The organism is Microbacterium phycohabitans (genome assembly GCF_032464935.1).
In the GTDB taxonomy this organism is placed as follows: Bacteria; Actinomycetota; Actinomycetes; order Actinomycetales; family Microbacteriaceae; genus Microbacterium; species Microbacterium phycohabitans.
Window position 1 is genome coordinate 541,887 of sequence record NZ_JAWDIT010000003.1, and the last position, 22,732, is coordinate 564,618.

General features: G+C 72.4%; 22 protein-coding genes. 9 read left to right on the forward strand and 13 right to left on the reverse strand.

Going from position 1 to position 22,732, the window contains the following annotated elements:
* Positions 1–183: 183 nt before the first annotated feature.
* From RWH44_RS11220 to murI, 5 genes are all read right to left on the reverse strand, one after another.
* Positions 184–1,101 (reverse strand): cation diffusion facilitator family transporter, encoded by a 918-nt coding sequence (locus tag RWH44_RS11220; protein ID WP_316004624.1) that lies wholly within the window; start codon positions 1,099–1,101, stop codon positions 184–186.
* A 68-nt stretch (positions 1,102–1,169) separates the two neighbouring features.
* Positions 1,170–1,988: a glycosyltransferase family 2 protein gene (locus RWH44_RS11225; RefSeq protein WP_316004625.1), complete on the reverse strand. Its 819-nt coding sequence runs from the start codon at positions 1,986–1,988 to the stop codon at positions 1,170–1,172.
* Positions 1,989–2,006: 18 nt separating this feature from the next.
* The gene (gene rdgB / locus RWH44_RS11230) at positions 2,007–2,603 is read right to left on the reverse strand and encodes an RdgB/HAM1 family non-canonical purine NTP pyrophosphatase (RefSeq protein ID WP_316004626.1); all 597 of its coding nucleotides are present in this window, start codon (positions 2,601–2,603) and stop codon (positions 2,007–2,009) included.
* A 1-nt stretch (position 2,604) separates the two neighbouring features.
* Positions 2,605–3,330, reverse strand: a complete 726-nt coding sequence (rph, locus tag RWH44_RS11235) for a ribonuclease PH (RefSeq protein WP_316004627.1) — start codon at positions 3,328–3,330, stop codon at positions 2,605–2,607.
* Positions 3,331–3,363: 33 nt separating this feature from the next.
* A complete protein-coding gene (gene murI, locus RWH44_RS11240) occupies positions 3,364–4,182 on the reverse strand; it encodes a glutamate racemase (protein WP_316004628.1) in 819 nt (272 codons plus the stop codon).
* A gap of 401 nt (positions 4,183–4,583) precedes the next feature.
* Between murI and RWH44_RS11245 the strand changes: the two genes are divergently transcribed.
* Positions 4,584–5,909, forward strand: a complete 1,326-nt coding sequence (locus RWH44_RS11245) for a nicotinate phosphoribosyltransferase (RefSeq protein ID WP_316004629.1) — start codon at positions 4,584–4,586, stop codon at positions 5,907–5,909.
* Between the two features lie 325 nt (positions 5,910–6,234).
* Here the strand turns inward: RWH44_RS11245 and RWH44_RS11250 are convergent, their stop codons facing one another.
* The 3 genes from RWH44_RS11250 to RWH44_RS11260 are packed head-to-tail and all read right to left on the reverse strand — an operon-like array spanning position 6,235 to position 9,830.
* A complete protein-coding gene (locus RWH44_RS11250) occupies positions 6,235–6,501 on the reverse strand; it encodes a DUF3039 domain-containing protein (RefSeq protein ID WP_243498275.1) in 267 nt (88 codons plus the stop codon).
* 51 nt (positions 6,502–6,552) lie between these two features.
* Positions 6,553–8,079 carry a hypothetical protein gene (locus RWH44_RS11255; protein WP_316004630.1) on the reverse strand — a complete coding sequence of 509 codons (1,527 nt, stop codon included), beginning with the start codon at positions 8,077–8,079 and terminating at the stop codon, positions 6,553–6,555.
* A gap of 11 nt (positions 8,080–8,090) precedes the next feature.
* Entirely contained in the window at positions 8,091–9,830 is a 1,740-nt protein-coding gene (locus RWH44_RS11260) for an ATP-binding cassette domain-containing protein (RefSeq protein WP_316004631.1), read from the reverse strand.
* A gap of 229 nt (positions 9,831–10,059) precedes the next feature.
* Here RWH44_RS11260 and RWH44_RS11265 point away from each other — a divergent pair, with 229 nt between their 5' ends.
* The 4 genes from RWH44_RS11265 to RWH44_RS11280 all read left to right on the forward strand — a co-directional run bounded on the left by RWH44_RS11265 (position 10,060) and on the right by RWH44_RS11280 (position 14,030).
* On the forward strand, positions 10,060–10,824 hold the full coding sequence (locus tag RWH44_RS11265) for a hypothetical protein (RefSeq protein ID WP_316004632.1): 765 nt from the start codon (positions 10,060–10,062) through the stop codon (positions 10,822–10,824).
* 25 nt (positions 10,825–10,849) lie between these two features.
* Positions 10,850–11,542 carry a phosphocholine cytidylyltransferase family protein gene (locus tag RWH44_RS11270; RefSeq protein ID WP_298872073.1) on the forward strand — a complete coding sequence of 231 codons (693 nt, stop codon included), beginning with the start codon at positions 10,850–10,852 and terminating at the stop codon, positions 11,540–11,542.
* A gap of 80 nt (positions 11,543–11,622) precedes the next feature.
* A complete protein-coding gene (locus RWH44_RS11275; RefSeq protein ID WP_316004633.1) occupies positions 11,623–12,558 on the forward strand; it encodes a hypothetical protein in 936 nt (311 codons plus the stop codon).
* Positions 12,559–12,677: 119 nt separating this feature from the next.
* The gene (locus tag RWH44_RS11280; RefSeq protein ID WP_316004634.1) at positions 12,678–14,030 is read left to right on the forward strand and encodes a maltokinase N-terminal cap-like domain-containing protein; all 1,353 of its coding nucleotides are present in this window, start codon (positions 12,678–12,680) and stop codon (positions 14,028–14,030) included.
* Between the two features lie 206 nt (positions 14,031–14,236).
* Here the strand turns inward: RWH44_RS11280 and RWH44_RS11285 are convergent, their stop codons facing one another.
* Positions 14,237–15,466, reverse strand: a complete 1,230-nt coding sequence (locus RWH44_RS11285; protein ID WP_316004635.1) for a CDP-glycerol glycerophosphotransferase family protein — start codon at positions 15,464–15,466, stop codon at positions 14,237–14,239.
* Positions 15,467–15,508: 42 nt separating this feature from the next.
* Here RWH44_RS11285 and RWH44_RS11290 point away from each other — a divergent pair, with 42 nt between their 5' ends.
* Positions 15,509–16,591 carry a glycosyltransferase family 2 protein gene (locus RWH44_RS11290; RefSeq protein WP_316004636.1) on the forward strand — a complete coding sequence of 361 codons (1,083 nt, stop codon included), beginning with the start codon at positions 15,509–15,511 and terminating at the stop codon, positions 16,589–16,591.
* A gap of 177 nt (positions 16,592–16,768) precedes the next feature.
* Entirely contained in the window at positions 16,769–17,119 is a 351-nt protein-coding gene (locus tag RWH44_RS11295; protein WP_316004637.1) for a hypothetical protein, read from the forward strand.
* 6 nt (positions 17,120–17,125) lie between these two features.
* Here RWH44_RS11295 and RWH44_RS11300 read toward each other — a convergent pair whose 3' ends face one another.
* Positions 17,126–17,635, reverse strand: a complete 510-nt coding sequence (locus tag RWH44_RS11300) for a MarR family winged helix-turn-helix transcriptional regulator (protein WP_316004638.1) — start codon at positions 17,633–17,635, stop codon at positions 17,126–17,128.
* Between the two features lie 149 nt (positions 17,636–17,784).
* Between RWH44_RS11300 and RWH44_RS11305 the strand changes: the two genes are divergently transcribed.
* Together RWH44_RS11305 and RWH44_RS11310 are read left to right on the forward strand one after the other, a co-directional pair.
* Entirely contained in the window at positions 17,785–17,952 is a 168-nt protein-coding gene (locus RWH44_RS11305; protein WP_316004639.1) for a hypothetical protein, read from the forward strand.
* A gap of 25 nt (positions 17,953–17,977) precedes the next feature.
* Positions 17,978–18,319, forward strand: a complete 342-nt coding sequence (locus tag RWH44_RS11310) for a DUF7882 family protein (RefSeq protein ID WP_316004640.1) — start codon at positions 17,978–17,980, stop codon at positions 18,317–18,319.
* A gap of 16 nt (positions 18,320–18,335) precedes the next feature.
* Here RWH44_RS11310 and RWH44_RS11315 read toward each other — a convergent pair whose 3' ends face one another.
* From RWH44_RS11315 to RWH44_RS11325, 3 genes are read right to left on the reverse strand one after another with little or no spacing between them, the layout of a single operon-like run.
* Positions 18,336–19,796 carry a CDP-glycerol glycerophosphotransferase family protein gene (locus tag RWH44_RS11315; protein ID WP_316004641.1) on the reverse strand — a complete coding sequence of 487 codons (1,461 nt, stop codon included), beginning with the start codon at positions 19,794–19,796 and terminating at the stop codon, positions 18,336–18,338.
* The gene (locus RWH44_RS11320; protein ID WP_316004642.1) at positions 19,793–21,238 is read right to left on the reverse strand and encodes a CDP-glycerol glycerophosphotransferase family protein; all 1,446 of its coding nucleotides are present in this window, start codon (positions 21,236–21,238) and stop codon (positions 19,793–19,795) included. The genes RWH44_RS11315 and RWH44_RS11320 overlap by 4 nt, the downstream gene beginning before the upstream one ends.
* A gap of 49 nt (positions 21,239–21,287) precedes the next feature.
* On the reverse strand, positions 21,288–22,730 hold the full coding sequence (locus RWH44_RS11325) for a S1C family serine protease (RefSeq protein ID WP_316004643.1): 1,443 nt from the start codon (positions 22,728–22,730) through the stop codon (positions 21,288–21,290).
* Positions 22,731–22,732 lie beyond the last annotated feature (2 nt).

Below are 22,732 nucleotides of genomic sequence, written 5' to 3' on the forward strand. Positions count from 1 at the left end.
TGCGAGGTCAGGGACCTCGGTCGCGAGCTCACGGACCTCGGTCGCGAGCCCACCGACCTCGGTTGCGAGCTCACGGGCCTCGGTCGCGAGCTCACGGACGTCGGTTGCGGCGGGGCGGGCACAGCGCGCGATGCGGACCCGCAGAGAGGTGGCTGAGCCTGTCGAAGCCACCGGGGTCGACGGCTACGCGTGGCGCGAATCGTGCTCCACGTGGCCCGCGGGCTCGAGCTGGAACGTCGAGTGCTCGACGTCGAAGTGATCGGCGAGGCACGTCTGCAGGGATGCCAGGATCGCCGCCGCCCGGCCGTCGGTGAGCGCCGCGTCGTCGACGATGACGTGCGCGCTGAACACCGGAGCCCCACGGGTCAGCTGCCACACGTGCACGTCGTGCACGTCGACGACGCCGTCGGCTCCGCGCAGGTGCTCGCGGATCTCGGCGACGTGCACGCCCACGGGAGCGGACTCGGTGAGGACGACGACCACTTCGCGCAGCAGACCGATCGCGCGCGGCACGATCAGCACCGCGATGAGCAGGGAGGCGAGGGCATCCGCTTGCGTGAACCCCGTGGTGACGATGACGATCGCCGCGACGATCACCGCGATCGAACCGACGAGATCGCCCAGCACCTCGAGGTATGCGCCGCGCATGTTGATGCTGCGCTTCTGAGCCCGGCTGAGCAGCCACATCGACACCGCGTTGGCGACAATGCCGACCGTCGCGACGACGAGCATGAGCCCGCCCTCCACCTCGGCCTCGGCGGGCGTGAAGAGCCGCTGCACCGCCTCGACGCCCACCCACGCGCACAGCACGATCAGGATGACGCCGTTCGCGAGCGCCCCGAGCACCTCGGCGCGCTGGTACCCGAACGTGCGGCGGTCGTCGGCCGGACGCGCGGCGATCGCCGTGGCCACGAGCGCGACGACGAGGGCAGCGGCGTCGGTGAACATGTGCGCCGCATCGGCGAGCAGGGCGAGCGACCCGGAGAGGATCGCGCCCACGATCTGCACGAGCATGACGGTGACCGTCAACGCGAGCGCGGTGGCGAGCAGGCGCCGGTTGCCGGCATCCCGGATGCCACCGGAGGGCGCGTGATCGTGCATGGTTCCAGGCTAGGCGCGGTGCGATGCGGCCCGCGTGTTCCCGCGGAACTCGGGAATGAGAACCGCCCTCAGGAGCGCAGGGCGTTCAGCTGCGCCTGGATACGGCGGTGCGCGTGCAGCGCCGGGTATACGCCCAGGAACACCGCCATCGGCGCCCGCAGCCGCAGGTCGCGGATGCCGTGCGCGCGGTAGGTGTTCTCGAAGCGGTCGATGTAGCGCCGGAAGTCGCGGGGTCGGTCGTCGAGGCGTCGGGCCGACATCCCCGCCACCATCTCGGAGCGGTAGCCGATGCGGTGTCCGCCGAGCGCGAGGTGGATCGCGATGTCGAGGTCTTCGTGCATGACGTCGGCCACGTCGTCGCAGAGGAACTCCCGCACGTCGAGCCACGCCGACCGCCGCACCGCCATGTTGCTGACGAACAGGAAGACGAAGTCGCCGGCGAGGCGCACCTGCAGCCGGCGCAGGCGGTCGTCGATCTGCTGACCGATGCTGCGCAGCGGCAGGTCGTAGTACACGACCGGCCCCGAGGCGGCATCCACCTCGCCCGAGGCGAACGTCTCGGTCACCCGCTCGACCCAGTCGGGCATGATCGCGGTGTCGGCGTCGATGCGCCCGAGCACGTCGCCCGTCGCGGCATCCATTCCGAGGTTGCGGGTGGGCACGAGACCCTGCCGCGCGTCCTGGTGCAGGAGCCGGATGCCGAGGTGCGGATGCCGCGCCACCGCCCGTTCGACGATGGCGCACGTGTCGTCGGTGGAGCGGTTGTCGACGACGAGCACCTCGTGCGGGGCGAGCGTCTGCCGCGCGACCGCCTCGAGGCACCGGCCGATGACGGACTGCTCGTTGAAGGCGGGGATGACGATCGATATCGACGGCACGGCGGTCATCCCCCCGGGTCTACACGCTCAGAGTGTCGCGAGGAGGGGCGCGAGGTGACCGAACGCCCTCGCCCGGTGCGATTCGGCGTTCTTCTCGGCCGCCGTCCACTGCCCGACCGTGCGCTCGGCGTCGGCGGGCTGCCCATCGGGGATGAAGATCGGATCATACCCGAAGCCACCCGGCCCGGCGGGCCGCGTCGCCAGGCGACCGGGCCAGCGGCCCTCGACGGTGTCTTCCGCTCCGTCGGGGCGCACGAGCGCGATCACCGACACGAACTGCGCGGTGCGGTGCGGGTCGGCGACGTCGGACAGCTGGTCCAGCAGCAACTCGAGGTTGGCCGTGGCGTCCTTCTTGTGCCCCGCCCAGTACGCCGAGAACACGCCGGGCGAACCGCCCAGCACGTCGACGGCGACTCCCGAGTCGTCGGCCAGGGCCGGCAGCCCCGTGTGCGCCGCGGCCGCGCGCGCCTTGATGAGCGCGTTCGCCGCGAACGTCACGCCGTCTTCCACGGGCTCCGGGCCGTCGTACGCCACGACCTCGAGATCGGGGCGGACGGCGGCGACAATCGCCTGGAACTCCTCGACCTTGTGCGCGTTATGCGTCGCCAGGACGATGCGCGCCATCTCAGCCCTCGAGGGCCGCGGTCTGGATGCCGCGCAGCTCGGCGCAGCCGTTCACCGCGAGCTCGAGCAGGCTGTCGAGCTCGGCCTTGTCGAACGGCGCGCCCTCGGCGGTGCCCTGCACCTCGACGAACAGGCCGCGGCCGGTGACGACGACGTTCATGTCGGTCTCGGCGCGCACGTCCTCGACGTAGGCGAGGTCGAGCATCGGCTCCCCGTCGATGATGCCCACCGACACCGCGGCGACCGAGTCGCGCAGCACCTCGGCCCGCTGGCCGATGAACTTCTTCTCGCGGCCCCAGGCGATGGCATCCGCGAGAGCCACGTAGGCCCCCGTGATGGCCGCGGTGCGCGTGCCCCCGTCGGCCTGCAGCACGTCGCAGTCGATGACAATGGTGTTCTCGCCCAGCGCCTTGGTGTCGACGACGGCGCGCAGGGCCCGGCCGATCAGGCGCGAGATCTCGTGCGTGCGGCCGCCGACCTTGCCCTTGATGCTCTCGCGGTCGTTGCGGCTGTTCGTCGCGCGCGGCAGCATCGCGTACTCGGCGGTGACCCAGCCCTTGCCCTTGCCGGTCAGCCAGCGCGGCACGCCGTTGGTGAACGACGCGGTGCACAGCACCTTGGTGCCGCCGAACGTGATGAGCGCGGAGCCCTCGGCATGCGCCGACCACCCGCGTTCGATGGTCACGGGGCGGAGCTGGTCGGTGGTGCGGCCGTCTTTACGGGTCACGGGTCCTCCTCGGGACGGGATGGATGCCACGCCTCAGCGCGGCAGGTCGATGGCGCCGGTCTGCACGAGCTGCACCTCGCGCACCTCGCGGCCCATGAGGCGGTGCGCCAGGCGCAGGAAATCGTCGGCGGATGAACCGGTGGCCTCGTAGCGGTGGCTCGGCACGGCATCCGGACTCGCGAGCAGATCGCGCGAGACGAGCTGGCGGTAGACGTCTTTGGCGGTCTCGCTGTCGCTGGAGACGAGGCTCACGTCGGGGCCCATTACATAACTGATCGCGCCCTCGAGGAACGGGTAGTGCGTACACCCGAGGACGAGGGTGTCGACCTCGGCGTCGCGGAGCGGCGCGAGGTATCGCTCGGCGGTGGCGAGCACCTCGGGCGAGTCGGTGACGCCGGCCTCGACGAACTCGACGAAGCGCGGGCACGCCTCGGCGAAGACGGTGAGACGCTCGTTGACCTCGAGCATGTCCTGGTAGGCGCGCGAGCCGATGGTGCCGGCGGTGCCGATGACGCCGATACGGCCGTTGCGCGTGGTCGACATCGCCGTGCGTACGGCCGGGCCGATCACCTCGACGACGGGCACGTCGTAGCGCTCGCGCGCGTCGCGCAGCATGGCCGCGGAGGCGGTGTTGCACGCGATCACGAGCATCTTCACACCCTGATCGACGAGGGTGTCGAGCACCTCGAGCGCGTACTTGCGCACCTCGGCGATGGGCTTGGGGCCGTAGGGCGAGCGGGCGGTGTCGCCGATGTAGAGGATCGACTCGCGCGGCAGCTGCGCCGACACGGCCCGGGCGACGGTGAGACCGCCGACTCCCGAGTCGAAGATCCCGATCGGCGCGTCATCCATAGGGGTCAAGCCTACCGGGCGGGGTCGGAGCGGCGGATGCCTCGACGCGCGGTGGGGAGGGGACGGAGGGCTGTATCCGCGCGCGGGGCGACGGCGGAGGGCGCGGACGGACGCCCGGACTCGCGCATGGGGCGAGGGCGGAGGGCACGAGCGGAGGACGCGGGGGCGGAGGGCTGTACCCGCACGCGGGGCGCGGGGAGAGGCGCGAACGGATGCCCGGGCCCGCGCGCGGGGCGAGGCCGTCGGCGCCCTGCCCGGTCGAGCACAGCTCCTGCAGAATCCGCCCGGCGGCGTCAGCCGGCAGCCTGCGGGCCGGATTCTGCAGGAGTCCTGCAGCGGACCGGGTGTCAAGCGGGGTCGCGACGCCCGGGCATTCCGGGGCATCGCAATAGGCTGGCGCGATGACGCGCAGCACGGCCTTGCACACCGACCGCTATGAACTCACGATGCTCGATGCGGCGCTGCGCGACGGCACGGCCCAGCGCCGGTGCGTGTTCGAGGTCTTCGGGCGACGCCTGTCGGGCGGACGCCGCTTCGGTGTGGTCGCCGGGACGGGCCGCCTCCTCCACGCCATCCGGGATTTCCGTTTCGGCGACGACGAGCTGCGCTACCTCCGCGATGAGAAGGTCGTGGATGCCACGACCCTCGACTTCCTCGCCGACTACCGCTTCACGGGCTCGGTGACCGGCTACCGCGAGGGCGAGGTGTACTTCCCCGGGTCCCCCCTGCTGACCATCGAGGGCACGTTCGCCGAGGCCGTGATCCTGGAGACGTTGGCGCTGAGCATCCTGAACTACGACTCCGCGGTGGCGACCGCTGCGGCGCGCATGAGCGTCGCCGCCGGAGACCGGCCGCTCGCGGAGATGGGCTCGCGCCGCGCGAGCGAAGAGGCGGCGGTCGCCGCGGCCCGCGCCGCCTACATCGCCGGATTCTCGGCGACCAGCAACCTCGAGGCCGGCCGGCGCTGGGGCGTGCCCACCATGGGCACCGCCGCGCACGCCTGGACGCTCCTGCACGACAGCGAGGAGGACGCGTTCCGTTCGCAGGTCGACGCCCTCGGCAGCGGGACGACCCTGCTGATCGACACCTACGACATCGCCGAGGGCGTGCGCACCGCCGTGCGGGTCGCGGGCACACAGCTCGGCGGTGTGCGCATCGACTCGGGCGATCTGCCGATCGTCGCGGGAGAGGTGCGGGCGCAGCTCGACGAACTCGGCGCCACGGGCACGCGCATCACCGTCACGAGCGACCTCGACGAGTACGCCCTCGCCGCCCTGGCGGCATCCCCCGTCGACTCCTACGGCGTCGGAACCTCGGTCGCGACCGGGTCGGGGGTTCCCACCGCGGGGCTGGTCTTCAAGCTCGTGGCCCGTGAAGCCGCCGACGGCTCCTGGGTGGGCGTGGCGAAAGCCTCGGCGCAGAAGGCGTCGCACGGCGGCCGCAAGGCCGCTTTCCGCACGCTCGACGCCGGCACCGCCACCTCGGAGCTCATCGTCGTGAGCGACGGCTTCGAGGAGCTGTCGACGGCGGCCGAACACCCCGACGCCCGCCCCCTGCAGACGACCCTCATGCACAACGGCGAGGCGGAGGCCGCCGCCCTCGGCACCGCGGGCGTGCAGGCGGCGCGGGCCCACCACGCACGCGTGCGCGAGGAGCTGCCCGTGCGGGCACTCGCGCTGAGCAAGGCCGACCCCGCCCTGCCCACGGAGTACCGCGAGGCGGTCTGACCCGCGAGCCCGTGAAGGGCACGACCTCGGGCGCCCGGCGAGCCTCCTCGCCCGCCCGCGCGGCCGGCGATCGCCGTTACCCGTGCGTGGGAGCGTGACGGCGCGCGGACGGTGACGGACCTCGGGCGCCCGGCGAGCCGCCCCGCCCGTGCGGCCGGCGATCGCCGTCCCCGTGCGTTCGGGCCTGACAGCACGCGGACGGCGACGGACGCTCCTCGCGCCGCACCGTTCGCAGCCGGCGATCATGGCGCCAAGCGGTTCGCGGCCGCGAGAACGGCCCCTCACGCGCGGAGGCGCGGAGGGGCCGGATGCGGGGAGAGGCCGCTCAGTTGATGAGCGACTCGTAGATCTCTTTGCACTGCGGGCACACCGGGAACTTCTCGGGGTCGCGACCCGGTGTCCACTTCTTGCCGCACAGCGCGCGCACCGGCTTGCCGGTGATCGCCGACTCGAGGATCTTGTCCTTCTTCACGTAATGCGAGAAGCGCTCGTGATCGCCGGGCTCGATGTTCTCTTCGCGGATGAGCTCTTCGAGCTCGCGATCGAGGGTCGCGAGACCCCCGCTGTCCGGTCTGTCGAGAGGCGTGCTCATGGAGAGCCAGTGTAGCCGCGCCCCCGCCTCACGGCTCGGTCGGGTTCGTGCTCAGGTCGCCTCGGCGAACTCCATGAGCCGCGTCGCCCGGTGCTCGAAGAGCGCCGCGCCGACCGCGACGCCGACGATGAGGACGACGCCACCCGCCCCGACGCCCACCCACATCGCGAACATCGCGTCGATCGTGTCTCCCCCGATGGCCCGCCAGGTGAGCAGAATCGACGGCAGAGCAGCGGCGATGGCTCCCGCCATCACGAGGCCCTGCGCGACGACGCCGCCCGAACCCGTGCGCTGCGGCTGCTGGAACGGGCTGTCTCCCGGCCGCGACACCGCGTACGGAGCGAGCACCGACGACACGCTCGACAGCCCGAGACCCGCGAGGAAGAGAGCGGCGCACACGCCGATCATGGCGGGCAGGATGGCCCACCGGCCGTGGGCGACGACGGCGAGCGGAAGCGACACGGCGAGCACGGGGATGCCGATGAGCAGCACCGGAACGAGACGGCCGATGCGATCGGGCGCGCCACGCATGCCGCTGGCGATGTGCATCCACAGGGCTGTCGAGTCGTAGGCGAGGTCGTTGTGCGGGAGCCATCCGAAGAACAGGGCCATGATCGGCACCGGGAGCAGCACCGCGAGCTCGAACGGCACGCCCGCGACGAGCAGGGGAACGGTCGACACGACGGCGGCGATCGGTACGACGACCACGTTGACGATGTAGCGGCGATCGCGCAGCCAATACGACAGGCTGCGCGCGGCGACCGCTCCCCCGGGCGTCCCGGGGAGGATCGCGAACCATCCGAGGCCGCCGCGCTCGCGCACCGCGGCCGGACGACGCGTCGTCGTGAGCAGCGCGGTCACGAGGGCGAACCACGCCAGCCCCAGCAGCGCGATCGTCACGAGAGCGACGACGAGGCTGCCGACGGCGGCGCCCGCGGTGGGGGCCAGCGCGATGCCCCACGCGGCGCCGATCGGCGTCCACGCGAGGATCTCGGCGGCCGAGGCCAGCTGCGAGGGAACGGCGCCGCGCCACTCGAGCGAGCCGAGGAACACCCCGACCGGGACGACGACGACCAGCACGGCGACGAGGTACACGCCCATCAGCTCGCGGGACTGCCGCGGTCGCTGCACGAGCGCGCCGAGGGCCATGCTCACCCGGGCGAGCAGCACGCAGGTGGTGAGGCCGAGGATCACGGATGCCACGCTCGCCACCGCGGGAGCACCGTGGGCGCTCCAGGCGACGGCGAGGCTGATCCCGAGGACCAGGACGACCAGGACGGGGACGCTGAGGAAGCCGGCGAGCAGGAGGGCGCCCGCGAGCGGACGCGGCTCGGGTCCGACGACCGCGAACCGGCGGGGATCCAATGGATCGACCGAGGCGGTCACCGGGGGCCCCACGGCGAAGCCGAGCGTGACGGCGGACCCGGCGAGCACCGTGACGACCGCCGTGGTCAGACGATCGGCGTCGGCGAGGCCGGCGGCGCTCACCGCGGCGACGACCGTCGCGGCGATCAGCAGGACCACGCCGACGGCACGGCGCACGACATCGCGCGGGTCGCCCCTAAGGGCGCCCACCATCATCGCCAGTCTCAGGCGGAGAACGTGTGCAACCACTCGAGGCCCTCCACGTCGCCCAGGCCACCGGCCAGCTCGAGGTAGCGCTCCTCGAGGCTCGCCTCGCCTCGGACCTCGTCGACCGTGCCCTCGGCGAGCACCTGACCGGCGACGATCACGGCGACGCGCGAGCAGACCCGCTCGACGAGCTCCATACCGTGGCTGGAGAGGATCACCGTTCCGCCGTGGTCGACGTACGAGCCGAGGATGTCGAGGATCACACCGCTGGAGACGGGGTCGACGGCCTCGAAGGGCTCGTCGAGCACGAGCAGACGCGGCGAATGGATCATGGCCCCGGCCAGCATGACCTTCTTGGTCATGCCCGCGGAGTAGTCCGACACGGGGCGCGCCAGCGCGTCCACGAGGTCGAACGCGCGCGCCAGATCGGCCGTGCGGCTCTCGACGAGCGGGGCGGGCAGACCGCGGAGAGCGCCGTAGTACGACAGCAACTGTCGACCGGTGAGGCGGTCGAAGGTCCGCAGGCGGTCGGGCAGGACCCCGATGAGCTTCTTCGCCTCGCGCGAGCGCTTGGTCGCGTCGACGCCGTTGATCGAGACCGAGCCCGAGTCGGCGCGGAGGAGACCGGCGATGATCGACAGCGTGGTGGTCTTGCCCGCGCCGTTCGGACCGACCAGGCCGTAGAACGATCCCGCCGGGACCGTCAGGTCGATCGCGTCGACCGCGCGGAGCTCTCCGAACGACTTGGTGACGTTGCGCAGGCTCAGCACCGGGACGGCGTCGGGGTCGACCGCCGCGGCCGCACCGTGAGTCAGCACGGCGGTGTCGGAGAGGGGTGTGACCTCGCCGGGGAGCGCGGTGTCGGAAGCGGCGGGCTCATCGGCACCGGGCTCATCGGCACCGGGTTCATCGGCACCGGGCTCGTTCGAGAGCGGCTCTTCGACCGCGGGAGCATCCGGGCTCGCGACGGGCGTGTCGTCGACGATCAGCTCGTCGACGCGCACCTCGGGGGGCGTGGGATCTTCGCCGTCGGCGGCTTCCCCCACGGGAACCTGCGGCGCGTGGAGGAGGTTCTCCGGCGCGTCGGCCGAGAGGGCGTCGCGTTCACCCTCTGTGATCGGGCCTGCGCCGTCGAGCTCTTCGGAGTCGGACGAGCCGCCATCGGACCGGCCCTCATCCGCTGCCGTCTCGGACGCCGGCGCGGCGAGCGTCTCCCCCGCGACGGCGGGATCTTCGACGAAGGGCTCCTCGACGGCGGGCTCCTCGACCGCGACATCGGCGGGCGTCGGGTCGGCGGGCTCCTCGACCGCGACATCCACGGGCGTCGGGTCGGCGGGCTCCTCGACCGCCGGCTCGCCGGCGACGGGCTCCACGACGACGGGCTCCTCGACGGCGGGCTCCTCGACCGCGACATCGGCGGGCGTCGGGTCGGCGGGGTTCGGGTCGACGGACGCCGGATTCGCTCCCGTCGCACTCGCGGGCGCGTCGGGACGCGGGTCGGTGTCGACTTCCCCGAGCGCAGCCGCAGTGGCATCCGGGGCGACGGCAGCCGGCTCCGAGCCGGACACGTCGGAGCCGACCGCGTCGGGCACGTCGGGCCAGGCGGTGTCCGTCGCGGCAGCATCGGACGCGGTGACGTCGGGCGCAGCGACCCCGGGCTCAGCGACCTCGGGCTCAGCGACGTCGGGCTCAGCGACGTCGGGCTCTACTGCCCCGTCCGACGACACGGGCTCGACGGGGTCCCGCGCCTCATCCACGGCCGGGGCCTCGCCGGCTTCCGGAGCGGGATCCGCGATCACGGACCCGGGCTCGCCGGCATCCAGCCGCGCGTCCGTGAGGGACGAGGCATCGGCATCCCGTTCCACCGGTGCGTCTGTGTCGACGGCCGCGGATTCGACGGGCGCGTCGTGGGAAGCGGGGCTCGCGGACGGAACGGGGAGCGGGGGTCGCGGGGGCACCACGATGCCGTCGGGGAGGGCGACGGGCGTGACCGATTCGCGCCCGGTGGCGGCGATTTCCTCGTCCGGTGTCGAGACCGAGGCGTCGGCGACGGGGTTCGGCAGCGCGGTCGGGTCGGCGGGTGCCGACGCCGTGGAGTCCGATGCTCGGGGCGTGGCGGGCTTCTTCGCGGCCGGACGCTTGGCTGCGGGCTTGGGGGCCGCCGGCTTCGGGGCCGCGGACTTCGAGGCGGCCGCCTTCGCCGCGGGGGCCTTGGCGGTCGACGTCTTCGCCGTCGAGGCCTTCGGCGCGGCCGGCTTCTTCGCGGCGGGCGTGCGAGGCGCCGAGGACGTCGTCGCAGAATTGTTCGCGCGGGGGGCACGGGGGGCGCGCGGCTTCGGAGCCGCGGCCGCGGATTCGTCGGCGCTCTCGACGGCGTCGCCCGCCTTCGCGGCCGTGGCGGCGCCGGGAGCGCGCCGCGGCGCGCGCGGCGTCGTGCTCCGGGGCGACGTGGTGCGCGGGGTGGACGAGCGCGGAGCCCGTGGCGTGCGCGGCTTCGACGCCGAAGGTTCGACGCTCTCCGAACCACCCTCGGAGGAGGAAGAGGACGGTTCAGGCGATTCCGGCAGCGAGGCTGTCATCGCACCAAACTATCAACGACCTCCGACACCGCCCGCAGGCTGGTCGCGCGGCGCAGTGATCCACCGGCATCACGAAACCACAACGACCGGCGCGAATCATGCCACCTCCCAGGCCCCTCTCGCTACTGTTGATCGAACACGAAGGCGTGACATTCCGGTGAACCGGACATGACAACTCATCCCCCCAGGAGCCAGCCTTGACAGTTCAGATCGTGATCCTCGCCGCGGGCATGGGCTCGCGCCTCGGCCGCAGCCTGCCGAAACCGCTCACGGCCCTCGCCGACGGCCGCAGCATCATGCAGCAGCAGCACGACAACATCCACGCGGCCTTCGGCGCCCAGGCGCGCATCACCACGGTCGTCGGCTATCGGGCCGAGACGATCGTCGATGCCTTCCCGCGGGTCGACTACGTCTACAACGACCGCTACGACCAGACCAACACGTCGAAGAGTCTGCTCCGCGCCCTCGCCAAGACGGGTCGCGGCGGCGTGCTCTGGATGAACGGCGACGTCGTCTTCGACCCCCTCGTCCTCCGCCGCGCCGCGCGCCTGGTCGCCGACGACCGCTCGTTCGTCACGGTCGACACCGCCAAGGTCAGCGACGAAGAGGTCAAGTACACGGTGGATGCCGAGGGCTTCATCCACGAGCTGTCGAAGGTCGTCGTCGGCGGCATCGGCGAGGCCGTGGGCATCAACTACATCGCCTCGCGCGACAAGAAGACGCTCCAGCGCCACCTTCAGCGGGTGGGCGACCAGGACTACTTCGAGCGCGGTCTCGAACTCGCCATCGCCGAAGACGGTCTGCGCGTGGAACCGCTCGACATCTCCGACCTCTACGCGGTCGAGGTCGACTTCGCCGAAGACCTGGAGCGGGCGAACCTCTTCGTCTGATCGCGGGCGCGGGCCTGTTGCGCGCTTCGGTGCCGGCGTCACCTTACCCGCCGCTCAGGCGAGCGGGAGAGGATGACCTCATGGCCGAGAAGGTGCATCGCATCCATTCCCTCCCCCCGGACGCCCCGTGGAAGGGCGGGCTCCCTCCCGTCGGGTCGGAGGAGCACCCGCGCACGATCCGCATGCTCGACCGTGTGCTGTCGGTGCAGCGACCCGTCGTGCTCGCTCATCTGCGCAGCATCCGCCTCCGGCATCCGCGTGCCTCCGCCGACGAGATCCTGCGGATCCTCGAACGCCGCTACCTGGCCGCCGTCACCACGGGTGGTGCGGCCGTGGGCGCGACCGCGGTCGTGCCGGGCATCGGAACCGGCGTGACCCTCGCCCTCGGCGGCGTCGAGACCCTCGGTTTCCTCGAGGCCACGGCGCTGTACGCGCAGTCGGTCGCCGAGGTGCACGGCGTCGCGGTCGACGATCCCGACCGCGCCCGCGCCCTCGTGCTCGCCCTGATGCTCGGCAAGGAGGGCGTCGACCTCGTCTCGCAGCTCGCCCAGCAGGCCTCCGGACGCGGCATGACCCGCTCCAGCTACTGGGGCGAGCTCGTCACCAAGACGCTCCCGCGCGCGGCCGTCGGCCCGCTCGTCGACCGCCTCAAGACGATCTTCGTGCGCCAGTTCGCCACCCGCGGCGGCGCCTCCTGGGTGGGCAAGGCCCTCCCCTTCGGCGTCGGCGCCGTGGTCGGCGGCGCCGGCAACCACGTCCTCGGGCGCCGGGTGCTCGTCAACGCCCGCCGCGCGTTCGGCTCCCCACCGCCCGAGCTGCCGGCCGACCTCGAACCGCGCCCGGGAGCCGAACGTCTCGAGAAGACCGCGGTCGGCGGGGTCCGCCGTGCGGGCGACTCGGTCGCCGCCGCGGTCGGTGCCGCCGGACGCCGGACCGGGTTCGTCGCGCGCAAGGCGCTCCCCCGGCGCCGCAAGGACGCCGACGCCGAGGCCGACCCCGACGCTGTTCGCGACTGAGAGCGCCCGCGCACCCGCGGTCGCTGTCGCACCGACGTCGGGTCGACGTCCCTTCTCATCGACACCCGTACCGGCGCAAGGCCCGCGTGTCGCGCAGCCGGGCGCGTTAGCCTCACCGCATGGGCGACCTCCTCGATCTCCTCGCGGTCTGGATGCCGCGGCAGCGCTGGTACGGCACGAAGGGCCGCGACCCACGCCTCACCGTGGTCGCCGACTGGACCCTCGACGCCGGCGCACGACTCCTCCTGGTCCGCGACGAGGCCGTCCAGCCCGCCATCGTCTATCAGGTGCCCATCGCGCGTCGTCCCGAGGGATCGGTGCCGCCGGGCAGCCTCATCGGCCCCGCTTCCGACGACGAGGTCTGGGCGGATGCCACGACCGACCCCGGCTTCACCGCCCAGCTGTACTCGTGGGTCACGGTCGGCGGTGAGGTCGGAACGCCCGAGAACGGGTTCCTCGGCATCGCCCTCGCTTCCCCCGGTGGCCGGACCCCCGCTTCGACGGCGACGGCCAAGGTGCTCAGCGGCGAGCAGTCGAATACGTCGCTCATCTTCCGTCCCGACGCCGCCGACGATGCGCAGGATGCCGGCATCCCGGTCATCTGCAAGCTCTTCCGCCAGGTGAACCCCGGCATCAACCCCGATGTCGAGTTGCAGTCGGCGCTCGCCGCCGGCGGGGCGGCGTTCGTGCCCGCCGCGATCGGAGAGGTGCGCGGGTCGTGGGTGACGCCCGAGGGCGTGCCCGTCAGCGGGTCGCTGGCGTTCGCGCAGGAGTTCTTCGCGGGGGTCGAGGACGCGTGGCGCGTGGCACTGGACGCCGCCGCGGCCGATGAGGACTTCGCCGCGCGGGCGCACGCGCTCGGCGCGAGCGTCGCCGGGATGCACGTTGCCCTCGCGGCGCAGTTCCCCACGCGCGAGCCCGATGAGAGCGACCGCGCCGCGGTGGCCGGAGCCTGGGAGCGGCGCCTGTCGATCGCCCTCGCCGAGGTGCCCGCGCTGGCCCCGTACGCCGACCGCATCCGCGAGGTCTACGCGACCGCTGCCGCCGCCCCGTGGCCCGCGCTGCAGCGCGTGCACGGCGATCTGCACCTCGGGCAGGTGCTCGACACGGCGGCGAACGGATGGGTGCTGCTCGACTTCGAGGGCGAGCCGTTGCGGCCGATCGCCGAGCGTCTGCAGCCCGACGTCGCCGTCCGCGACGTGGCGGGCATGCTGCGATCGTTCGACTACGTGTCGGGAGCGGTCGCCGACGACGACGGCGCCGCGGTACGCGCATGGGTCATCGCCGCCCAGCAGGCGTTCCTCGCCGGATACGCCGAGACCGCGGGAGCCGATCGTCTGGTCGACGACGCGCTGCTCGACGCGTTCGAACTCGACAAGGCCGTGTACGAGGCGATCTACGAAACGCGCAACCGCCCCGACTGGGTCGGCATCCCCCTCGCCGCGATCAGCCGGTTGGCTCCCCTGGCCTGACGGTCACAGGTGGCCGAAGCTGTCGCCGCCACCGGACCCTTCGACAGGCCCAGGGTCCTCCCACGCGAGGTGGCCGAGGCTGTCGCCGCGACCGGACCCTTCGACAGGCCCAGGGTCCTCCCACGCGAGGTGGCTGAGCCCGTCGAAGCCACCGGGATCCGCGCAAGACCCCGGGCCGCACGCTCGGCGACCTCGGCGCGGCGCGGTCAGCTCGCCGAGTCGGCGTTCCACCGCTCCCAGCGCTGCATCAGCTCGCCGATCGCGGCCTCGAAGCGCGCGGTGGCGGCACCGGGAGCGGTGTCGCCGAAGTACCGCTGCACCCAGTGCTCGAGTCGCCCGACCGCGTCGGGATCGCCCAGCACCCGGTCGGCCTCGGCCACGATCGCCTCGGATGCGGTGGCATCCAGCCACTCGCAGGCCGACAGGTATCCGCTGTCGTCGACGAGGGCCTCGGGGTCGACGGGCCGCGTGATCATGAGGGGCTTGCCGACGGCGAGCCGGTCGTAGACCATCGCCGAGATGTCGACGATCGCCAGGTCGGCCGCGGCGAGCTGCCACCCCAGGTCGGGGCCGGTGTCGAGCACGTGGTGGGCGGCGGGGTCGGCCGCGTTGGCCGCCGCGATCGCCGCGACGATCCGCGCGTTCGCCGCGCCGTAGGCGGCATCCACCACCCCCGAGCGCGGGTGCGGGCGGTAGATGACGCGGTGGCGTCCCGTGGCGAGCAGCGCCTTCACGAGGGTCTCGCCGTGCGTGACGATCGAGCCGTAATGGGCGGAGGGGCGGTCGCCCTCCCATGTGGGCGCGTACAGCACGACGGTGCGCTCGTCGGGCTCGTATGGCAGATCGCCCGAGTAGTGATCGGCCTGCGGGCGACCGATCGAGAACGTGCGGCGGTCGAGGTCGTAGTCCCAGAGCACGCGCGAGAGGCGGGCGCGAGCCGCCTCGCCGGCGACGAGGGCGTAGTCGTACGCCTTGAACTGGTTCGTCGACATGTACATCTTGTCGCTCTCACCGTGGTTGATGAACACGTGCCACCGGTGCCCGTAGCGGAACATCTGGAAGTTTCGCGTGTTCTGGTTGACGTACAAGACAATGCGGATGTCCTGCTCGGCGAGCACCTGCTCGACGGCCGCGATCGTCGGAGCGTAGGCGATCGGGAGCGCATCGTCTTTGAGCAGTGCGTCCGCGCCGCGGATCGCGCGGGAGATGACCACGACGGGCCAGGTCTTCGCCAGCTCCTGCAGCGGGGCGTACCACTGCCGCATCTGGTACATGTTGACCGCACCGTCGGCGAAGTACACCGCGATCCGGAACGTCCCGGTGGGCAGCGACCCCCGCGCCTCGAGGGCGCGATGCAGGTCACGGCGGGCGGTCCGGGTGGCGAGGGCTTTGCGCAGCAGGCCCACGGCGAGCTGGACGTCGCGGGCGAGAGGCATCGTTCCAGGGTACCGGCCAGGCTCGCGTGGAAAGATCGAGGGATGCCCCTCCCGACCCCCGGCGGAAGAGACGCGCCCGTTCCCCCCGACGACGCCGGCGTGAGCTTCGTCATGCCCGTGCTGAACGAGCACCGGTATCTGCGCCGGGCCGTCGCATCCACCCTCTCCCAAGCCGTCCCGGGGCCGGTGGAGCTCGTGCTCGCCCTCGGCCCCTCGAGCGATGGCACCGACGCGATCGCGCGCGAGCTGGCGGATGCCGATGAACGCATCGTCCTGGTGGCGAACCCGGCCGCCGACATCCCGGTGGGGCTCAATCTCGCCATCCGCGCGAGTCGGTATCCGACGATCGTGCGGGTCGATGCGCATTCCGAGCTGTCTCCCGGATACACCCGTCGCGCCCTGGACACCCTGCGCCGCGTGCGCGCCGCCAACGTCGGCGGAGTCATGCGCGCCGACGGCCGGTCACCGTTCCAGCGGGCGGTCGCGCGCGCCTACAACTCCCGCGTGGGGCTCGGCGGAGGGGCGTACCACGGCGGCGGCACCGAGGGTCCGGCCGAGTCGGCGTACCTCGGCGTCATGCGCCGAAGCGTGCTCGAGGAGGTCGGGCTCTTCGACGAGAGCATCCGCCGCGGGGAGGACTGGGAGCTGAACCTCCGCATCCGGCGCGCGGGCTATCGCGTGTGGTTCGATCCGGGGCTGTCGGTCGTGTACTGGCCGCGGGAGAGCTGGACCCGACTCGTCCGGCAGTTCCGCGCGACCGGCGCCTGGCGCGGCGAGCTCGTGCGGCGTTACCCGCGGGGCACGCCGCTGCGCTTCTTCGCTCCCCCGGCGCTGCTGGTGTCGGCGGCAGTCTCGCTGGCGGTGGCGGCGGGCCAGGTCGCCCGCCGTCGCGGAGGGCTGATGTCGGTGCTGCACCTTCCGCTGGCGGCGTACGCGACCCTCGTCGCCGTCGGCGCCCTCGGTCGGGGCGGGGGCCGGGGCTGGCGCGACAAGGCGTGGACCGCCGCCGTGCTGCCGTCGATGCACGTGTCGTGGGGCGCGGGCTTCCTGTGGGCGCTTGTGCGCGGCGCCCGCGACACGGTCGACACCTCGCGCCTCGACGGACGGAACACGCCGCTGCCCTGACGCACGGGAGGACGGCACCGAAGATGCCCGCGCGCCTCGCGCGGGCACGGGGCGCCGCCCGACGGTATTGAGGATGCCGGGCGCACCTCGCGCGGCACCGAATTGTTGGACTCGGGCCAGCGTGACGTAAAATCAGGCGACGGCGAGTGTCCGTCGCGAAGAGTCGGAGGTCGCGCGGTGCCGTTCCGCAGCAAGGAAGTGCTCGACGCCTGGCTCGACGAGTACGCGTCGAGCGGGTCCGGAGGCGCGGGCGTCGCCTATGTCGCCGACCAGGAGACCGTGGACGGGCTCGACGGCGGGCTCGTGATCTACCCCCTCGCCAATGCGACGACGTCGGTGTACCTCCAGCCGATCGCCGTGGGCGCGCCGGACTGGCGCGTGACGTTCGAGGCGCAGCCCGAGGTGACGGAGCTGTCGCCCGAGGGTGTCTACGACCTGTGTCGGGAGCTCACGAACGCGGCCGACCTGTGCGCTTTCCTGCAGCGCAAATCCGTCGCGCACGTCGCCGGCCTCACCGACGACGACTGAGCGGACTCAGGCCGCAGCCGACGCTTTCGCCGCCGCGACGTCGGCACGCGCGACCTGTTCGGTGGCCGCCGCCGTCGTCTTCGTGAGGAAGTCGGCCAGGTCGGCCTCGATCCGCGGGTCGAGGCTGCCGATGATGCGTCGGCACGCGTCGTCGAACCGCGCGAGCTGGGACCACGGCTCCTTCTCGAGGTCGATCGCGAGGTGGATGTGGTTCACACGGCGGTCGCTGTCGTCCGCCTCGCGGCGGAGGATCCCCCGCCGCACGAGGCGTTCGACCATCGTGGTGATTCCGGCCGACGTGACGCCGAGGGTGGTGGCGAGCTCCGACGGTCGCATACCGGGATTCGCCCCGACGATCGCAAGGGCCTTGGCATCGAGCTCGTTCACGCCGAGCTGCTTGCGAGCCTTGGCCGCGGCCGCTTCACGCTCGCGGGAGTACTGGGTGAGCGCCTCCATCAGGGGTGAGGAATCGTCCGATAGCGGTGTCATCGACTCCCCCTCCTGCACGCGGCGCATCCCGCCACTATAGCCAACACGGGAAGATTCCTCGCCTGACTGTCATTTTTGGTGAATGTTCGGCGTCATGATGTTTAACGAGCTTAATTAGCTGCTAGGCTACTGATCACCGGGGTTGACCACCCCACCCCCACGAAGAAGGGAACGCCATGACGACCACGACCGCCCTCGCCTCCGCCGCTCCGCTGCGCCACCGTTCCACCTTCGTGCCCGCCGCGAGCGCCCTGTCGACCGCGCGGCTGACGACCATCGTGGTGTGGGCGAGCATCGCGACCTCCGGCCTCGGTGCCGCCGTCGTCCTCTCGCTCTTCCTCTGACGAACCCCTTCACGGAAGCTTTCCCATGGGCACGCTCTTCTACAGCGCCGACACGCAGCCGATCCAGATCGACGACCGGCTGCTCCAGTACCTGCAGGTGGTCCTCTCGACCAAACTGCGTCGCGGCGAATCCTTCACCATCACGTGGACCGACGCCGCAGCCGGTCACGCACGCACCACCCTCTGGATCCAGCCCTCGATCTCGATGCGCTTCCAGTTCGCGACAGCCGAGTCCGCCCGCCTCTCGGGTGGCTACCTTCGGCAGCTCGCCGACCAGGCGTCGATGTCGTCGGGTCTGCTCCTGAACGCCGACACGTGGCAGCAGCAGGAAGACGCGCACCGGGTGCAGCTGCTCGCGGCCGCCTGACGCAGCGGGGCGCCCGTCACCCGCGGTCGACGAACCCCTGGTCGAGGATCCGCGCCACGACGCGCTCGGCGGCACGGCCGTCGTCGCGGGGCACGAACAGGTGCCGCCACCGGTCGTACCGCTCCGCGAAGATCGACGGATCCACCTCGGCCAGCGCGCGCTCGAGTTCGTGCTGCGTACGGACGACGGGTCCGGGAGCGAGATCGAGCAGATCGAAGTAGAACCCCCGCATCTCGCCCCGGTACCGCTCGAGGTCGGGCACGAGGAAGTACATCGGCTTGCCCGTGATGGCGAAATCGAACATCACCGATGAGTAGTCCGTGATGAGGGCGTCTGCGGCGGCGAGCAGACGCGATGTGTCGGGATAGCCCGTCACATCGATCACCCGCGGACCGTCGAGGTCCGAGCCGGGGTGCAGCGTGCGTGTGTGACCGCGCACGAGCACGACGGCATCGGCCGAGCGCGCGAGAGCAGACGCATCGACGAAGTCGACGATCTGCTCGCGATCGTCGCGCCAGGTCGGGGCGTACAGCAGCACGCGTTCGTCGGGCTGGATGCCGAGGCGTCGCCGCGTCTCGCGCCCATCGTCGTCGCGCAGTCCGTCGTCGCGGGGGTAGCCCTCCACCCACACGGGCCGTCGCAGGAACGCGTACGCCTTGCCCAGCACGCGCGCGGCGTACGGGCTCTGCGCGAGCAGCACGTCCCACCGCCGACTCTCGCGCACCACGGCGAGCGCGCGACGCGGATCGAAACCCGGGCGATGCAGTGCCAGGCGCTTGAGCGGTGTTCCGTGCCAGGTCTGCAGCACCCGCTGCCCGCGGCGGCGCACGAACCGCCTGCGGAGCCAGTCGTTGACCACGAGCAGACGCGCGACGCCGCGGGCCCGCCACCATTCGGGGCTGCCCTCGACGACGGCGACCGCCCCGTCGGGCACCTCGACCGACAGATCGACGACGCTCCAGTAGCGGGTCACCCCCGGTGCGACGCGCGCGAGCTCGCGGTCGATCGCGAGCGGGTTGCACCCGGCGGTGCGGCCGTAGAAGCTCTCGAAGAACACGGCGTTCTCGAGGGGTTCGCGCTGCCCGGTGGCGTAACGGCGTTCGATCGCGGCGCGACCCTCGCCCGAGCGGTAGACCGGGTCGACGGGGGCGGTGATCGTCACCGTCGCGCCGTCGAGCGCGGCGCGCAGGCCCGTAAGGGCGGTCTCGGTCACCGCGAGCGCCGCGGGGTCGGCATCCGTCGCCTCACCGGCGTCGATGCGCAGTCGGTAGCGCCCGGAGGGCAGCGGCAGATCGACACCGCCCCACCGTGCGGCGTGCAGGGGGACGACGGCGCGCCAGGTGCGTCCGCGACCGTGCAGGCGGGCGTGCGAGCGGGCTCGCGCCCCTTCGAGCACGACGGATGCCGGGCGTGCGCCCTCTCCGCTGATCTCGAGCGCGGGCATCCCGGCGTCGTCGAACAGGCGAGCGTCGGTCATGGGCGTTCGTCCTTCTGTGAGAGGTCGTCCGGCGCGGGCGGAGGCGCGTCACCTCGCCGGGGCCCCTGGCCCCACCGAGGTCCCTGGCCCCACCGAGGCCCCTGAGCCCACCGAGACCTCTGCCCCCACCGAGGCCCCTGACCCCACCGAGGTCCCTGAGCCCACCGAGGTCCCTGAGCCTGTCGAAGGGACCGGGACTCCTCCCGACGCCGCGGCCCCCGCCGCTCGAGCCGCGACCGCACCGCCGCGTACACCCGCTCCGCGTTGCGTCCGTCGCGGTGGGCGTGCACGCGTGCGCTGCGGTCGCGCGAGGCGGCGAGCGCGGCAGCCGGTTCGGCGAGCACCGCGCCGAGCTGTGCGAGGGCGTCCTCCCACGACCGGGCCGGGTCCGCACCGGCGACGTCGGCGTAGCGACCGTACAGGCCGCGTCTCGCCGCGTAGGCCTCGAGGTCGGGGGCGAAGAACACCACCGGCAGGGGGACGAGCGAGGCGTCGAACGCGAGAGACGAGTAGTCGGTGATCAGGGCGTCGAGGCCGGGCAGCAAGGGGGTGACGTCGGCGACGAGATCGCTGCCGAGGACGGCGACGCGGTCCGTGCCGTGAGGAGGGTGGTAGTCGCCCGCGCCGAGGGGATGCGAGCGCACGAGCAGCATGGCGTCGGCCGAATGGAGCGCCGCGGCGATGCGTTCCCACTCCCCCGCGTCGGGGATCGCCGGGTCGGGCTCCCCGTCGCGCCAGGTCGGCGCGTAGAGCACGACGCGGCGATCGCCCAGCGGCATCCCGAGCGCGCTCTCGAGCCCGTCGCGCGCCGTCGCGCGCCGCGAGGCGGCGTCGCCGGACGACAGCACGTCGACGCGGGGCTCACCCGTCACCGGCACCCGCTCGTCGGTGAGCGAGAAGGCGCTCTCGAGGCGTCCGCGCACGAGGTGCGAGGCCGCCGGCAGCAGCGAGATGCGCCGGGTGGTGCGCCGGTACAGCATCCGGAGCACCGGGGAGAGCACCCTCGGCAGCACGGGGCTGCGCGTGGTCTCGGCGGAGTCGAGCCCGATGCGCTTGAGCGGGATCCCGTGCCACAGCTGCACGATCACCGCCCCGGTCGTCGCGTAGCGCTGCACGTCGCCGAAGCCGTGCGTCACCACGATCACGCGGGCCCGCGCCGTGCGCCAGAACCCCGCCGCGCTGTCGCGCCGCACCCACCGGATGCCGAGACGTTCGGCATCCCGGGCCTGATCGGCGTCGGCGACGAGCCAGGTGGTGCGCTCGTCGTGCGCCGCCGCCACGGTGTGCAGGGCGAGGGCGCCGTCGGCGACGCCGACGGCGCATCCGAAGACCCACTCGTCGCGCGAGCGCGGCACGAGCGTCGTCACCAGGCGACCCGCGAGATACAGCGGGATGCGGCGGAGTTTGCTCGCGTTTCCCGCACCGAACGAGAAAGACGCCACCCCGCGAGCCTATCGCGGGGTGGCGTCCTGTTCGCGGCGGAGCCGGGTGTCAGCCCTGGCTCATCGCGCCGAGGGTGACCTCGGCGGTCTTCTCCTGCCCGCCGCGCAAGTAGGTGACCTCGGCCTTCGCGCCCGCGGCCAGCGCGCGCACCTGGGCGGTGAGGTCGATCGAGTTCGTCACCGGGATGCCGTTGAACGAGGTGATCACGTCGCCCTTCTGCAGGCCGGCGGCCTGGGCCGCTCCGCCGCTAACGGCTTCGGCCACGTAAGCGCCGGTGGTGGTCGCCCCCTGCTGCGACGCGGCGTCCTGGACCGAGGCGCCGAGCAGACCGTGGGTGGCCGAGCCGTTCTCGATGATCTCCGACGAGATGCGCTTGGCGATGTCGGAAGGGATCGAGAAGCCCACGCCGATGTTGCCCGACTGGGCGCCCGACGACGACGAGCCGCCCGCGCTCGCGATGGCGACGTTGATGCCGATGAGCTTGCCCTCGTCGTCGACCAGCGCGCCGCCCGAGTTGCCGGGGTTGATGGCCGCGTCGGTCTGGATGACGGCGATCTTGATCGTCTCGGTCGCCGTCTGCGACTGCTGTCCCTGGCCGAAGTCGAAGCGGAACGGGCTCTCCTGGTTGGGGTCGGTCTGCTCGGATTCCGATCCGTCGGAGGGCGCGGCCGACGAGGCGACCTGGATCGAGCGGTTCAACGCGCTGACGATGCCGGTGGTCACGGTGTTCGGCAGATCGAGCGGTGCTCCGACGGCGATGGTGGCGTCGCCGACGTTGAGCTTCGAGGAGTCGCCGAACTCGATCGGCGTCAGGCCCGAGGCGTTCGTGAGCTTGATGACCGCGAGATCGTACGTGGGGTCGGTGCCCACGACGGTCGCGGCGTACACCTTGCCGTCGGAGGTGGTCACCGAGATCGTGGCGTTGCCCGTCTGTCCGTCGAGGGTGACGACGTGCGTGTTGGTCAGCACGTACCCGTCGGCGCTCAAGATGACGCCGGAGCCGGTGCCGCCCGCCGAGGTGCCGGTCGCACTGATCGTGACGACGCTGGGCACGACCTTGGTCGCGACGGCGGCGGTGGCGTTGACGTCCTGCGGGTCGTTGACCGTGATCGCGGTGGGGCCCGAAGCGGCCGAGGTGTTCGACCCGCCCCACAGGCTGAGCCCCGCGTAGGTACCGCCCAGGCCCGCGCCACCACCGACGAGGGCGGCCGCGACCAGCAGGGCCGCGATCCGCGGCGCCGCGCTCTTCTTGCGGGGCTTCTCGGATGCCGGGTCGGGCAGGGTCAGCGTCGGGTGGGCGCCCGTGGCGGCGGGGCCGAAGGCCTGGCCGGTCGGCGCTGTGGCGCCCGAGGGAGCCGAGGCCCAGCCGGGGTGGCCCGGGGCGCCGGTGGGCGCGTGGGCGCCGGGCTGCGCGGGGATGCCGGGCTGGGCGCTGCCGGCGGCCGGCGGCGGCCACGAGGCGGCCGCGGCCGCGGGCGAGCGCGTCGGCACCG

What these genes read in the sequence shown, in the direction of transcription:
- RWH44_RS11220 (WP_316004624.1), bottom strand. Translation starts at nt 1,101, where the DNA reads ATGCACGATCACGCGCCCTCCGGTGGCATCCGGGATGCCGGCAACCGG.
- RWH44_RS11225 (WP_316004625.1), bottom strand. Translation starts at nt 1,988, where the DNA reads ATGACCGCCGTGCCGTCGATATCGATCGTCATCCCCGCCTTCAACGAG.
- rdgB (WP_316004626.1), bottom strand. Translation starts at nt 2,603, where the DNA reads ATGGCGCGCATCGTCCTGGCGACGCATAACGCGCACAAGGTCGAGGAG.
- murI (WP_316004628.1), bottom strand. Translation starts at nt 4,182, where the DNA reads ATGGATGACGCGCCGATCGGGATCTTCGACTCGGGAGTCGGCGGTCTC.
- RWH44_RS11245 (WP_316004629.1), top strand. Translation starts at nt 4,584, where the DNA reads ATGACGCGCAGCACGGCCTTGCACACCGACCGCTATGAACTCACGATG.
- RWH44_RS11250 (WP_243498275.1), bottom strand. Translation starts at nt 6,501, where the DNA reads ATGAGCACGCCTCTCGACAGACCGGACAGCGGGGGTCTCGCGACCCTC.
- RWH44_RS11255 (WP_316004630.1), bottom strand. Translation starts at nt 8,079, where the DNA reads ATGGTGGGCGCCCTTAGGGGCGACCCGCGCGATGTCGTGCGCCGTGCC.
- RWH44_RS11275 (WP_316004633.1), top strand. Translation starts at nt 11,623, where the DNA reads ATGGCCGAGAAGGTGCATCGCATCCATTCCCTCCCCCCGGACGCCCCG.
- RWH44_RS11280 (WP_316004634.1), top strand. Translation starts at nt 12,678, where the DNA reads ATGGGCGACCTCCTCGATCTCCTCGCGGTCTGGATGCCGCGGCAGCGC.
- RWH44_RS11285 (WP_316004635.1), bottom strand. Translation starts at nt 15,466, where the DNA reads ATGCCTCTCGCCCGCGACGTCCAGCTCGCCGTGGGCCTGCTGCGCAAA.
- RWH44_RS11290 (WP_316004636.1), top strand. Translation starts at nt 15,509, where the DNA reads ATGCCCCTCCCGACCCCCGGCGGAAGAGACGCGCCCGTTCCCCCCGAC.
- RWH44_RS11300 (WP_316004638.1), bottom strand. Translation starts at nt 17,635, where the DNA reads ATGCGCCGCGTGCAGGAGGGGGAGTCGATGACACCGCTATCGGACGAT.
- RWH44_RS11305 (WP_316004639.1), top strand. Translation starts at nt 17,785, where the DNA reads ATGACGACCACGACCGCCCTCGCCTCCGCCGCTCCGCTGCGCCACCGT.
- RWH44_RS11310 (WP_316004640.1), top strand. Translation starts at nt 17,978, where the DNA reads ATGGGCACGCTCTTCTACAGCGCCGACACGCAGCCGATCCAGATCGAC.
- RWH44_RS11315 (WP_316004641.1), bottom strand. Translation starts at nt 19,796, where the DNA reads ATGACCGACGCTCGCCTGTTCGACGACGCCGGGATGCCCGCGCTCGAG.